At 70.8% G+C, this 13167-nt stretch carries 14 protein-coding genes; 3 read left to right on the forward strand and 11 right to left on the reverse strand.

The window, feature by feature from the left end; translation table 11 throughout:
• Positions 1-87: 87 nt before the first annotated feature.
• The 5 genes from AB0B86_RS23590 to AB0B86_RS23610 all read right to left on the reverse strand — a co-directional run bounded on the left by AB0B86_RS23590 (position 88) and on the right by AB0B86_RS23610 (position 5532).
• Positions 88-495, reverse strand: coding sequence for a hotdog domain-containing protein (locus AB0B86_RS23590; RefSeq protein ID WP_357405618.1), 408 nt, complete (start codon positions 493-495; stop codon positions 88-90).
• The gene (locus AB0B86_RS23595; RefSeq protein WP_357405620.1) at positions 492-1253 is read right to left on the reverse strand and encodes an OAM dimerization domain-containing protein; all 762 of its coding nucleotides are present in this window, start codon (positions 1251-1253) and stop codon (positions 492-494) included. Before AB0B86_RS23595 ends, AB0B86_RS23590 begins: the two co-directional genes overlap by 4 nt.
• Positions 1250-2809, reverse strand: a complete 1560-nt coding sequence (locus AB0B86_RS23600; protein WP_357419827.1) for a lysine 5,6-aminomutase subunit alpha — start codon at positions 2807-2809, stop codon at positions 1250-1252. Before AB0B86_RS23600 ends, AB0B86_RS23595 begins: the two co-directional genes overlap by 4 nt.
• A 103-nt stretch (positions 2810-2912) precedes the next feature.
• A complete protein-coding gene (locus AB0B86_RS23605) occupies positions 2913-4478 on the reverse strand; it encodes an amidohydrolase (RefSeq protein ID WP_357405624.1) in 1566 nt (521 codons plus the stop codon).
• Positions 4479-4482: 4 nt separating this feature from the next.
• Positions 4483-5532 carry a zinc-binding alcohol dehydrogenase gene (locus AB0B86_RS23610; protein ID WP_357419839.1) on the reverse strand — a complete coding sequence of 350 codons (1050 nt, stop codon included), beginning with the start codon at positions 5530-5532 and terminating at the stop codon, positions 4483-4485.
• 153 nt (positions 5533-5685) lie between these two features.
• On the opposite strand from AB0B86_RS23610, the gene AB0B86_RS23615 reads away from it, so the two are divergent.
• Entirely contained in the window at positions 5686-7077 is a 1392-nt protein-coding gene (locus AB0B86_RS23615) for a lysine 2,3-aminomutase (RefSeq protein WP_357405626.1), read from the forward strand.
• A 55-nt stretch (positions 7078-7132) separates the two neighbouring features.
• On the opposite strand, the gene AB0B86_RS23620 is transcribed toward AB0B86_RS23615, so the two are convergent.
• Together AB0B86_RS23620 and AB0B86_RS23625 are read right to left on the reverse strand one after the other, a co-directional pair.
• Positions 7133-8197 carry a hypothetical protein gene (locus AB0B86_RS23620; RefSeq protein ID WP_357419828.1) on the reverse strand — a complete coding sequence of 355 codons (1065 nt, stop codon included), beginning with the start codon at positions 8195-8197 and terminating at the stop codon, positions 7133-7135.
• Positions 8197-8760, reverse strand: coding sequence for an RNA polymerase sigma factor (locus AB0B86_RS23625; RefSeq protein ID WP_357405630.1), 564 nt, complete (start codon positions 8758-8760; stop codon positions 8197-8199). The genes AB0B86_RS23620 and AB0B86_RS23625 overlap by 1 nt, the downstream gene beginning before the upstream one ends.
• A gap of 113 nt (positions 8761-8873) precedes the next feature.
• Between AB0B86_RS23625 and AB0B86_RS23630 the strand changes: the two genes are divergently transcribed.
• Entirely contained in the window at positions 8874-10040 is a 1167-nt protein-coding gene (locus tag AB0B86_RS23630) for a low temperature requirement protein A (RefSeq protein ID WP_357419829.1), read from the forward strand.
• A gap of 41 nt (positions 10041-10081) precedes the next feature.
• Here the strand turns inward: AB0B86_RS23630 and AB0B86_RS23635 are convergent, their stop codons facing one another.
• From AB0B86_RS23635 to AB0B86_RS23645, 3 genes are all read right to left on the reverse strand, one after another.
• Positions 10082-10762, reverse strand: coding sequence for a polysaccharide deacetylase family protein (locus tag AB0B86_RS23635; protein ID WP_357405634.1), 681 nt, complete (start codon positions 10760-10762; stop codon positions 10082-10084).
• Between the two features lie 442 nt (positions 10763-11204).
• Complete coding sequence (locus tag AB0B86_RS23640) at positions 11205-11546, reverse strand: YnfA family protein (RefSeq protein ID WP_357405636.1); 342 nt, start codon at positions 11544-11546, stop codon at positions 11205-11207.
• Between the two features lie 74 nt (positions 11547-11620).
• A complete protein-coding gene (locus AB0B86_RS23645; protein WP_357405638.1) occupies positions 11621-11815 on the reverse strand; it encodes a CsbD family protein in 195 nt (64 codons plus the stop codon).
• A gap of 156 nt (positions 11816-11971) precedes the next feature.
• On the opposite strand from AB0B86_RS23645, the gene AB0B86_RS23650 reads away from it, so the two are divergent.
• Complete coding sequence (locus AB0B86_RS23650; protein ID WP_357419830.1) at positions 11972-12583, forward strand: histidine phosphatase family protein; 612 nt, start codon at positions 11972-11974, stop codon at positions 12581-12583.
• Here AB0B86_RS23650 and AB0B86_RS23655 read toward each other — a convergent pair.
• The gene (locus AB0B86_RS23655; protein WP_357101411.1) at positions 12513-13019 is read right to left on the reverse strand and encodes an Lrp/AsnC family transcriptional regulator; all 507 of its coding nucleotides are present in this window, start codon (positions 13017-13019) and stop codon (positions 12513-12515) included. The two genes, AB0B86_RS23650 and AB0B86_RS23655, sit on opposite strands and share 71 nt — an antisense overlap.
• Positions 13020-13167 lie beyond the last annotated feature (148 nt).

Raw genomic sequence — 13167 nt, forward strand, 5'->3', positions numbered from 1 at the left:
CGCGACTGCGGGGCTCGCGACCCCGGCTCACTCCTCGCGACTCACGGTGCCTCAGGTGTTCGCGACTGCGGGGCTCGCGACCCCGGCTCACTCCTCGCGACTCACGCTGGCGGCGGGGACGACGACGGTGCCGGTCGCGGTGACCGCCACGATCGGCGGGTCCAGGACCTCCGCGGCGGACTCGGAGCGGTCCGGGCGGCCCCGGCACACCACCACGCAGGACAGCTCCAGGGTGCGGCTGCGGGCGCCGACCCGCGACACCTGCGCGGTCACCTCGATCACGTCACCGGCGTGGATGGGGGCGCTGAACCGCACGTCGGAGTATCCGGCGAACAGGCCCTCGTCACCGTCGGTACGGATGCACACCTCGGTCGCCACGTCCCCGAACAGCCCCAGGGCGTACGCCCCGTCCACGAGGTTGCCCGCGTAGTGGGCGTGCGAGTACGGCACATACCGCCGGTGCGTCACCGTCAACCCGAGCCGTTCGTCGCTCATGCCATCGCCTTCCGCTGTGTGATCAGGGCGTGCACGAGGTAGCTGGCCACCTCGCCGGGCGTGGTGCCCCGACCGAAGATCCGGTCCACGCCCAACTCGTCGGTCATCGTCTCGTCGAAGCGGGGGCCGCCGACGATGAGCAGCGGCCGCTTACCGGCCGGCATGGCCTCCCGGAACGCGGCGGACATCTCCCGGGTGTTGTGCAGGTGCGCGTCGCGTTGCGTGACGACCTGCGACACGAGCACCGCGTCGGCCTTCTCCGCCCGGGCCGTCTCCACCAACTCAGGCACGCTCACCTGCGCCCCCATGTTGGTGACCTTCAACTCCCGGTAGTACTCCAGGCCCTTCTCCCCCGCGATGCCCTTGACGTTGAGGATCGCGTCGATGCCCACCGTGTGCGCGTCGGTGCCGATACACGCACCGACCACCGACACCTTGCGCCGCAACCGCTGCTTGATCACCGCGTTGACGTCCTTCGCCGACAGCAACGCGAAGTCGCGCTCCACCACCTGCACCGCGTTCAGGTCGACCAGGTGGTTGACCCGCCCGTACACCACGAAGAACGTGAACCCGTCACCCATCGGCTTGGCGTGCACCACCATCGCCGGGTCCATGCCCATCTTGTTGGCCAACTGCACCGCCGCGCCCTCGGCCCGCTTGTCGTGCGACACCGGCAGCGTGAACGACACCTGCACCATCCCGTCACCGGTGGTGTCCCCGTACGGCCGCACGATCTGCTTGCTGCTCTGCGCGCTCACGCCGCGGCCTCCAGGATGTCGGTGGCCGGGTTGCAGTAGTCCGCCTCGTGCGCGGCAACCCCGGCCAGTCCCTTACCCCGGTCGGCGGGCCGCTTCATGATCCCGAACGTGCCCTCCGCGATGGCCGTGAGCAGCGTCTGTTCCCCGATGCGCTCCAGCAGGTCCAGTGCCTCACCGAGGACCTGGTTGGCGCGGCGGCGGATGAACCCGTCCGGCGCCGGCACGAAGTCCTCGTGCAGCCCACCGGCGGCGCCCAGCACGTACCGCACGTTCTGCAACGCGATGTCCCGGTCGGACAACCACGGCGTCACCACCGCCTCGGTCATCATCCCCACCAGCAGGATGCCCTGACCGGTCAGCGCACCCGCCAGGTTGAAGAACCCGTCGAGCAGGTTGCCCCGGAACACGTCACCGGTCATGTGCTTGGTCGGCGGCATCCACTTCAGCGGCGCGTCGGGGAACAACTCCCGGGCCAACAGCGCGTGCGCCAACTCCAACCGGAACGACTCCGGCACCGCCGGGTTGATCTCGAACGCGTGCCCCAGGCCCAACTGCCAGTCCGCCAACCCCGCCTCGTGCGCGAAGAACTCGTTGAGCAACTGCGACACCGTCACCGTGTGCGCCTCGTCGACAGCGTCCGCGGTGGTCAGGTAGTTGTCCTCACCGGTGTTGATGATGATCCCGGCGCGGGCGTGCACCTGCCGGGAGAACCGCTGGTCGACGAACGTGCGCACCGGGTTGATGTCGCGGAACAGGATCCCGTACATCGAGTCGTTGAGCATCATGTCGAGCCGCTCCAGGCCGGCCAGGGTCGCCATCTCCGGCATGCACAACCCGGACGCGTAGTTGGTCAACCGCACGTAGCGGCCCACCTCCTTCGACGACTCGTCGAGCGCCGCGCGCATCAACCGGAAGTTCTCCTGCGTGGCGTACGTGCCGGCGAAACCCTCCCGGGTCGCGCCCTCGGGCACGTAGTCAAGCAACGACTGCCCGGTGGACCGGATCACCGCGATCACGTCCGCGCCCGCCCGCGCCGCCGCCTGCGCCTGCGGAATGTCCTCGTAGATGTCCCCCGTCGCCACGATCAGATAGATCCACGGCCGCTGCTTCGGGTCCCCGTGCCGCTTGATCAGCCGGTCCCGCTCAGCGCGCCGACGGTCGATGCGCCGAATCCCCGCGCCGACCGCCTTGCGCGCCGCCGACCGGGCCGCCGTCGCGGCCCGACCGGTGGGCTGGGTGAACCGCACCGACCCGGCCGCCGCCTTCTGCGCCAGCAACGTCACGTCGCTGACGCCCTCCCGGGCCAGGGCGTCGAAAACCGGCACCGCCACCCCGTGCCCCAGACCGACGTCAGCGGCCACGGCGTCGACAAGGCGGTTCACCCACGGAATACCGTCCGGGTCCGCACCGGTCACCCCGGCCAGCCGCAACACCGCCCGCTCCACCGACACCGTCGTGTGACTGCGCGCCAGGTCCACCACGGGCTGCCCGGCCCGGCGCGCCAACTCCCGTGCCCGCGCCACCAGCACCGGATCAAGATCAAGCTTGCCGGTCACGTCGCCGCCCCCGCCACACCACTCGTGCGCACATTCCGGCCACCGCTTCGCGTCGGCGTGAACGCCCCGCCACGGTGCCTGCCGGTTCGCTCGCTCTGCTCGCTCACGACGACCCTTCCTCGTAGATGACCTCACCGCGCAGCACCAGGCGCCGGCACGCCGGCAACGGCGTCGGGTCGTCCGGACCCCGCAGCTCCGGATCCTCGGCCAGCAGCACCGGCAGACCCCGATCCACCCCCGCCGGCGTCGACCACACCGCGAACGTCGCCGGCGCACCCAACGCCAGGACCCCCTCGACATCCAGGTGCACCGCCCGCCACCCACCACGGGTGTGCGCGGCGAACGCCGCCCGCACACTCATCCGCTGCGCCGGATTGTGATGCGCCACCGCCGCCCGCACCGACCCCCACGGGTCCAGCGGCGTCACCGGCGAATCCGACCCGAACGCCAACGCCACACCCACCGAGTGCATCGCACCCATCGGGTTCGACTCCAACGACCGGTCCAACCCCAACCGCGACTCGTACATCCGGCCCGCGCCACCCCACAACCTGTCGAACGCCGGCTGCATGCTCGCCACCACCCCGTACTCCACGAACCGCGCGATCAACCGCCTGTTCATGATCTCGGCGTGCTCGATGCGGTGCCGGGCCGCCCGCAACCGCTCCACACCCACTGTTGCGGCCGCCGCCGCGAACCCGTCCAGGACGGTGCCGATCGCCGCGTCACCGATCGCGTGGAACCCGCCCTGCATCCCGTGCGCCGCGCAGTCCAACAGGTGATCACGCACCTGCTCGGCCGTCAGATACCCGTGCCCACACCCGTCACCGTCGCCGTACGCCTGCGACAGGTGCGCCGTCCGCGACCCCAACGCCCCGTCGGCGAACAGGTCACCACCGGCACCCACCGCACCCAACTCCCGGGCCCGCGCCGCACCACCCAACTCACCCCAGTACCCGTACACCTCCGGCACACCCGCACCCGAGATGCCCAACAGGCCGGTGAAGTCCTCCTCGTCGGAGATCTCCGGCCCACCACACTCGTGCACCGCCGCGATCCCCAACGACGCCGCGTGCGACAGAGCCACCCGCTGCGCGGCGACCCGCTGCGCCCGACTCACCGACCCCTGCGCCGCCGCCCGCACCACGTGATGCGCGTCGCGTCGCAACCACCCCGACGCGTCGTACCCGGCCGCGTCGGCCGCCTGCGGGCACGCCGCCAACAACGCCGACGACACCAACGCCGAATGGATCGACGCCTGCGACAGGTACACCCGCCGCCCACCGGCAGCCCGATCCAACGCCGCCGCGTCCGGCAACGACGAATCCGACCAACCCGACTCGTCCCAACCGTGCCCCAGCACCACAGCGTCCGCCGGCAGACCCGCCGCGAACCCGGCCACCGCGTCCAACAACTGCGCCGCCGAGCGCACAGCGGACAACTCCAGCCCGGACAACGCCAACCCCGTGTCGGTGGCGTGCACGTGCGCGTCCACGAACGCCGGCGTCACCAACGCCCCGTCCAGATCCACCACCCGGTCCGCCGACGGCGCGTCACCGTCGGTCCCCAACCAGGTGATCCGCCCACCGGACACCAGCAGCGCGGTAGCGCTCGGATCGGCGGGGCAATGCAGCACACCGCCGCGGTACAACGTCGAGGGGTTCGTCATGGCCTCAGTCTGCCGCGATCCGCGCCGCGAACAGCTGACGCACCCCCGGCTCGGCCCGCAGCAGGCCCAGCGCCAACTCCGCGTGCCCCGGCACATACCCGTTGCCCACCAGCATCGTCACGTCCGCGGCCAACCCCTCCGCGCCCAACGCCGCCGCGGCGAAGCTCGTCGCCATCGAGAAAAAGATCACCGTCCCGCCGTCCGCGGTGGCCAACACCGACCCGTGCTCACACCCCGGCACGTCCACGCAGACCACCGTGACGTCCGCCGGGGCACCCAGCGCCGTGGTCACGGCCGTGGACAACCCGACCGGGTCCCGCGCGTCGGCCAACGCCACCACCGACGCCAGGCCGGCCGCCGTCAGCGCGTCCCGCTCCGCCACCACCGGCACCACCCCGACGGTACGCGCGGCACCGGCCCGCCGCGCCGCGGCGAGCGACAACGACCCGCTCTTGCCCGCCCCGCCGATCACCGCGACCCGCACCGGCGTCGGGTCACCGGCCCGACCGCGTTCCTCGACATAACGCGACACCACCCGGGCGGTCAGCGCGGGCGCCCCACACACGTCCAGCACCGCCAGAGACAACTGGGGGTCCTCGTCGTCGGGCAGCACGGCGGCGATGGAACGCGCGAACAGGATCGCCCACCCGTCACACGGCACCTGCTCGCTGCGCCCGTCCCACCGCGCCAACCCGTCGGTGATCACCAGCGGCGTCAACGTCAACGACACAAGCGTGGCGACCCGCTCACCGGCCTTGAGCCCCAGCGGGGACCGCCGACCGGCCTCCTCGACAGTGCCGATCAACATCCCACCGGAGCCGGTCACCGGGTTCTGCATCTTGCCCCGCGTGGAAATGATCTCCAGCACCTCGGCGCGCACGGCATCTCCGTCGCCGCCGTGCTTCTCCGACAACTGCCGGAAACTCGCCGCGTCCAGGTTGAGCCGCTGCACCCGGATCCGCACCTCGTTCGGCGCGATCGCCGCCGACGTGTCCAGCCGCCAGGCCGCCTGCGGCAGCACCCCCGCCGGTTGCACGACGCGGTGCAGTCCCACCGGTGACGTCACGCCGACCTCCCCCTGTCCAGCCGCCCGAAGCCCCGGTCAAGGCTCGCGTAACGGGAAAACTTACGGCAGACTAGTTTCTGTACCGAATATTTTCCAGTAGCCTTCGGGCCTCGAAGATCAGCCGCAGCACGAGGAGGGGCCGTGACCCAGACCATCCCGCACCCCCGTCACGCCCCGGTCGCCACACCGACCGCCGGGCAGCCCTACGAATACCACCGCCGCCCCCTGGTCGAACCCGACTGGACCCGCTTCCCCGGCTGGCGCCACATCACCCGCGACCAGTGGGAATCCGCCCAGTGGCAACGCGTCAACTGCGTCAAGAACACCAAGCAGCTCCGCGCCGTCTTCGGCGACCTGATCGACGAGAGCTTCTACACCGACCTCGAGGCCGACCAGAAGGCCATGGCCACCATGTCCATGCTGGTGCCACCCCAAATGATCAACACGATGGTGCCGTTCGCGACCCCCACCACCGAGGCGCTGCTCGCCGACCCCATCCGCCGCTACATGATCCCGGTCGCCTCCGACCGACGCACCGACTGGCCCTCACACCCCTACGCCAGCCGCGACAGCCTCCACGAACACGACATGTGGGTCGCCGAAGGGCTCACCCACCGCTACCCCACCAAGGTCCTCGCCGAACTGCTCTCCACCTGCCCGCAATACTGCGGCCACTGCACCCGCATGGACCTCGTCGGCAACTCCACCCCCGCCGTCGACAAACTCAAACTCACCCTCAAGCCCGTCGACCGCTACGACGCCCACATCGCCTACCTCAAGGCCCACCCCGGCGTCCGCGACGTCGTCGTCTCCGGCGGCGACGTGGCCAACGTCCCCTGGCGCAACCTCGAGTCGTACCTCATGCGCCTGCTGGAACTGGAAACGGTCCGCGACATCCGCCTCGCCACCAAAGCCCTCATGGGCCTGCCCCAGCACTGGCTGCAACCCGACGTCGTCGAGGGCCTGGAGCGCGTCGCCCGCACCGCCGGCCGCCGCGGCGTCAACCTCGCCATCCACACCCACGTCAACCACGCCCAGTCGCTCACCCCACTGGTCGCCAAGGCCGCCCAGACCGCCCTCGACGTCGGCGTCCGCGACGTCCGCAACCAGGGCGTCCTCATGCGCGGCGTCAACGCCACCACCCCCGAACTGCTCGACCTCTGCTTCGCCCTGCAAGGCGAGGCCGGCATCCTGCCGTACTACTTCTACATGTGCGACATGATCCCCAACGCCGAACACTGGCGCGTCCCGGTCTGGCACGCCCAGCAACTCCAGCACGACATCATGGGCTACCTCCCCGGCTACGCCACCCCCCGCATCGTCTGCGACGTCCCCTTCGTCGGCAAGCGCTGGGTGCACATGCTCACCGACTACGACCGCGACCGCGGCATCTCCTACTGGACCAAGAACTACCGCACCTCCATCGAGTCCGCCGACCTGGAGGCGCTCAACAAGCGCTACGCCTACTACGACCCGATCGACACCCTGCCCGCCGACGGCCAACAGTGGTGGGCCGACCACCGCGACGACTGACCCACCGACGACGACACCCCCGGCGAAGGTCGCCCGGGGGTGTCGTCGTCTTCCGTCACCGGCAGCTCAAACCCTCGACGTACCCCGCCCGCAACGTCCCGGCCGCCACCTCGTCGGCGTACTCCCAGAACACCTCCGGCCAGTCACCCGCCTTGTCCATCTCCCGCAACACCCGCCACCCGTGACTGCCCCGCAGCGCCTCGACGGCCCGGCGCACCCCGGCCTCATCCCCGACCGCCCGCGCCCGCTGCCACTCCGCGATCCACCCACACCCCACCCGGGACGTCACCCCCACACCGAACTGGTACGAGTCGCTCACCCCGATCTCCTCCAACGCGGCGACATCGAACCCCGGCGGCAGCGGCACATCGGCGAGCACCTTCCCCGCCCGCTCCCGCACCGGCATCACCATCTCCGCCGGAAGCACCGCCAACCACGTCCGCGCATCCACCCGAACGACGTCCGCGAGCACCCGGTCCAGGTCCTTACGCGACCAGCCCTCGGAGGTCTTCATCTCCACGACCAGGTTGTCGCGGGGACGCACCAGCACAGTGAAATCACCGCTGAGGCTCTGGAACGCATCAGCCGGCCAACCGTCCACCCGCACCGACTTCCCCGGCCCCTCATCGCGCTGATTGGCATACCGGTCCGCGTACACGTACGCCGGATACCAGTTCATCTCCAGTTCCCGCCCACCCCGGCGGAACCTGACCACGCCATAGTCCTTGGAGAACTCGGACAGGGCCGTCACCGTCCAACCGGCCTGGTCGATCAGCAACCGCGGGCTCCTCTCCGCCGCCTCCATCACCAACGGCGAAAAGACGGCCCCGGCTCCCGCAGCCGCGCTGGCGAGCGGCGAGACCCCGTCGTCCTCAGCCTGCCCCCGCAACAGCATGGACGCCGGCACGATGCTCAGGAGCACGGCCGCCGCCGTCAGGACACCCGCGAAGCGACGCACCCACACCCGCCGCCGCGGCATCCCGACGGTACGCCGGACCAACGACTCGGACATGATGTCCTCCAGTAGGGCCTGCTTCACCCCGCCGAAGTCCCCCATCACCCCGAGCCCACCCGGATCGGCATCCCGAACCAGCTGGTCGACCCGCTCCCCTGTGGTCATCAGTCCTCCTTGCGGGTGGAAGTGGTCAGCACGTCGAGTACATGTCCGGGCGGCCCCGGGTCGTCACCGACCAACCCCCGCAACCGCGCCCGCGCCCGCGACAACCGGGTCCGCACCGCCGCCGGAGACACCCCCAGCACCGCCGCCACCTCATGCGGCTGCAACCCCTCCCAGACGGTCAGCATCAGCACCTCCCGGTCCACCTCCGGCAGACCCGCCAACGCCGCCCGGACGGCAAGCCGCTCCGGCACCGCACTGCCCGGATCGGGCACCGACGCGGCGATCTGCTGACGCAACCGCTCACCCAGGCGCTGCCGCCGGACACCACCACGGTGATGATTCGCCAGCACCCGCCGGGCCACCCCGTACAACCACAGCCGAGCCTCACCGACGACCGGCATGTCCTGCCGACGACGCCACGCCACCAGGAAGGTCTCCGCGACCACGTCGGCCGCGTCCTCCGGATGCGCGACGCGCCGCAACGCGTACGCCAGCAACGACTCGAAATCCTCGGTGTAGGCCCGCCGGAAGCGGTCCTCGTCCTGCCCTGTCCCGGAGCTCACATCCACTCCATGTCCGGCGGGACCCCAACCGTGACACCCCACGCACGGCACTCCCCCAGGAGAATCACCAACCCGCGAATACCGTGCACCGCCGACAGCTAGCGTCCACGACCATGGGACACCCGAGGCCAGAGCCAGAGAAGGGCACCGCCGACGGGGTCACGCTCGACGAGGTCTTCTTCGACGTCGTGTTCGTGCTCACCGTCACTCAACTCGCCGGCACCCTCGAACCCACCTCGTGGGCTGGATTCGGAAGCAGCGCCCTGATCTTCGGACTGCTCTGGTACCTCTACACCGGCTACGCCTGGCTCAACAACCATCTCCCACCCCGACAGAGCACCACCAGGCTGCTGCTCTTCGCCGGCATGGCCGGCTTCCTGCTCACCGCCGTAGCCCTACCCGACGCCCTCACCGACAGCGGCGTTCTCTTCGCCGTCGGCTATCTCGTCGTCGTCGCCGTACACCTCATCCTGTTCCTCCACTCCGACGCCCGCAGCGGCGCACTCCGACTCGCTCCCTACAACATCGGCGCCGCGCTCCTCGTCCTGGCCGCCGCCGCATTCACCGGCCCCGCCGTGCCCACCCTCTGGGCCACCGCCGTCTTCACCCAGGCCGTCCTTCCCTACCTGCTCCCCCGCCTCTCCTGGACCGGCGCTCCCGCAGCCTTCCACCTGCGCCCGGCGCACTTCGTCGAGCGACACGGCCTGCTCGTCATCGTCGCCCTCGGCGAATCCGTCGTCGCCATCGGCATGGGCGTACCCAGCGAACAGCTCACCGCCGGGAAAGCCGCCGTGATCGTGCTCGCCCTCGCCCTACCCGTCGCCCTCTGGTGGACCTACTTCACCGACATGCGACCCGCCGAAGCGGCCCTCGCCGCCGCCGCACCAGCCATCCGCACCCGAACGGCGGCCAGCGCCTACGTCCTTCCCCACTTCCTGTTGCTGCTCGGGGTCATCGCCACCGTCAGCGGCCTGCACGCCACCGTCGCCCATCCCGACGAGCCGGCCACCCCTGGTGCCGCCCTCGCCCTCAGTGGTGGCGTCGCGCTCTTCCTCATCGGCATCACCGCCACCCGCCGCGCCCTGCGCCTGCCCATCCCCCTCAGCCGACTCACCGCCGCGCTCGCGGCGCTCGCAGCCGTCGCCATCGGCCTCGCCGTAGCCGCACCCGCCCAACTCGGCGCCGTCACCGGCGTCGTGGTGCTGATGCTGGTGACCGACACCCCGCGCGCCTCACGCCGCGTCGGCCACGAGCGCAGCGCACCGGTCCAACCGCGATGAGCGTGACGCCGCTCGGTCTTCCGCCCGAGAACGCGTACCGGTCACCCTCCGCCCAGCACCTCGGACAACGGCGCCGGCGTCAACCCCCGCGCGCGTAGCCCGGCCAGGATGTGCGGCAACGCCTCATCGGTCATCGCGGCGTTCGCCTCGGTCACATGCATGATCACCACCGACCCGGGTCGTGCGTGGTCCACCACCGCCCGCACCAGCGGCTTCCACGCTGTCGCGAACGGATCGCCGCTGACCACGTCCCCGTCCACGACCGTCACGCCGAGCGGAGCCAGCGCGTCCAACGCCGCCGCGTCGTGACAGAGCCCCGGGAAACGGAAGTACCGGGTCTGCCGACCCCCGTACGGTGCGATCACCTCGAACGTCTTCGCCACGTCGCCGCGCAACTCGGTCACCGGCTTCGAGGGCAGGTCGTAGCAGTCAGCGGTGAACGCCGCGTGCCCGTACGTGTGGTTGGCCAACTCGAAGCGCGGGTTGCCGGCGATCCGCCGGGTCACGTCCGGATACCGCTGCACCCACTTGCCGGTCAAGAAGAACGTCGCCGGCACCCGCTCCCGCTCCAGCAGGTCGAGAATGCGCAGGTTCGCGTACGACTTCACCCGCCCGGCCCGCAGATTGGCCAACATCCCGTCGGTCATGTCCGCGTCGAACGTCAACGCGACCTTGTCACCGGTCCGCGGCCCGTGGTCGACCACCCGGGCCCGAGACCCCACCCGCGTCGCCCCGGGAGGTGTCTGACCCGTCGGCTTCGGCACCGTAGGACCCGTCGGCGCCGGGCCGGCCGGCTGTGGAGCTGTCGGCCGCACACCGCCGCGCGACGCGGTGGCGCTGGCTGACGGCACGGCCGGAGCGGTGGACGAGCCGACGAAGACCGGTTTGTCCGACGGCGGCACCCGAGATGCCGCGCACGCGCCGCTGCCGACAAGGGCAAGAGCAACAAGTACGCCACCCAGCGGGCGCACCCACGATCGGATCACGACGCGATCATCGCAGACGTGAAGGACGCTCACTGCCCCCCGGGAGCCGGGCCACCGCCCTTGATCGACTCGGGTTCCCGAATACCGTGCCGTCCGAGTTACCCGGACACCCCGACATCAACGAAACCGAGTCGATCAGCCGCCGGGGTCAGGCGCCCGGGTCAGCCGGGCGGGTGGGTCAGGCGTTGCCGGCGCGGGGCGCGTACATGATGACCACGACGCCGAGCAGGCAGAGCACCGCACCTGTCACGTCCCACCGGTCCGGACGGAAACCGTCGACCACCATCGCCCAACCCAACGAACCCGCCACGAACACCCCGCCGTACGCGGCCAGGATCCGGCCGAAGTGCGCGTCCGGCTGGAACGTGGCAACGAATCCGTAACACCCCAACGCCAGCACGCCGGCAGCGATCCACAGCAGCCCGCGCTGTTCCCGCCAGCCCTGCCAAACCAGCCAGGCACCGCCGATCTCAGCCGCCGCAGCCAGCGCAAACAACACCAGGGAACGAAGCACGATCACCCGGCGACCTTAGCCGCAGCACATCACTGGTCCCCGGGCGCACCGCCGCCCGGGGACCAGTGGACCCACTCAGGTCACTTGGTGAACGAATCCTTCATGTTCCGACCGGCGTCCTTCACGTTCTGACCGGCCTGCTTGGCGCGCGCGTCGCTCTCCTGGCTGGCGCCCTCGCCACGCATCCGCTCGTTGTCGGTCATGTCGCCGACACGCTCACGCGCGGCACCGGCCAGCTGCTCGACCTTGTTCTTGGCCTTCTCGGTGAAGCTCATCGCGCCTCCTCGGTCTGGCGGTTGTCCTGGCTCGCTTGCCCGGTCTCCCGGTGCCGAAACCGGTGGTGTCGGCTGGCACACCCGCTAAGGCATCCTAGGAAGATAGGTTGAGGGAGCGTCGCCTGGTGCGGACGATCCCGATGGTTAACTGGCCCTATGGGAGAGCTCCTGCTGATCCGGCACGGCGAGACCACCTGGAGCGCCAGCCTCCGGCACACCTCGTACACCGACCTCGAGCTGACCCCCGACGGCGAGCGACAGGCCCGCACCCTCGCCGCGTTCCTCGCCGGCCGGCGATTCGCGACGGTGCTGGCCAGCCCCCGCTCCCGGGCGCTGCGCACCGCGCAGCTCGCCGGCCTCACCGTCGACGCCGTCGACGAGGACCTCAGCGAGTGGAACTACGGCGAGTACGAGGGCCGGACCACGGTCGACATCCACGCCGACCACCCGCACTGGAACATCTGGACCGACGGCTGCCCCGGCGGGGAGTCACCCGCACAGGTCGGCGAACGGCTCGACCGGGTGCTGGCACGGGTCACCCCACTGCTCGACCGGGCCACCGTCGCGCTGGTGGGCCACGCGCACAGCCTGCGCGTGCTCGGTGCGCGCTGGATCGGCCTACCGCCGTCCGCCGGCGGACGACTGCGGCTGGACACCGCCACCGTCAGCGCGCTCGGTCACGAGCACGGCCGGCAGGTCATCCTGCGGTGGAACCAGCCGGCTCCTCCGGCGCCCGGGACCGCGACCGACTCGGTGCCGCGGCACTGATCTTCGGAGGCCGGTTCTCGTACGGGGTGGACAGCACGACCGTCGTCCGGGTTGTCACGTTCGCCGAGGTACGGATCTCCTGCAACACCCGCTCCAGGTCGGTGGGGCTGGCCACCCGCACCAACAACATGTAGAAGTCCTCCCCCGCCACCGAGTAGCAGGAGTCGATCTCCGGCAGGTGCGCCAGCCGCTCCGGCGCGTCGTCCGGCTGCGACGGATCGAACGGGCGGATCGCCACGAACGCGGTGAGTGGCAGGTCCAGCGCCTCGAACGACACCCGGGCGGCGTACCCCTTGATCACACCGCGTTGCTCCAGCCGGCGCACCCGCTGGTGCACCGCGGACACCGACAACCCCACCTTCTCGGCCAGGTCGGTGTACGACAGTCGGCCGTCGGCGGTCAGCGCGGCGACGATAGCGCGGTCGATCTCCTCCACGGCGTGCAACCTACCGGGAAAACCGCCAGACGGCGACGAGGTACCCGAAGGGGCGGTCGCGGGGGGGGCCCCCCCCCCCCCCCCGCCCCCCCCCCCCCCCGGGGCCGGCCCCGGCCCCGGGCCGGGGGGGGAGCAGAGGGATGGTGTG

This window comes from Micromonospora sp. NPDC049047 (assembly GCF_040649135.1).
Classification (GTDB): domain Bacteria; phylum Actinomycetota; class Actinomycetes; order Mycobacteriales; family Micromonosporaceae; genus Micromonospora.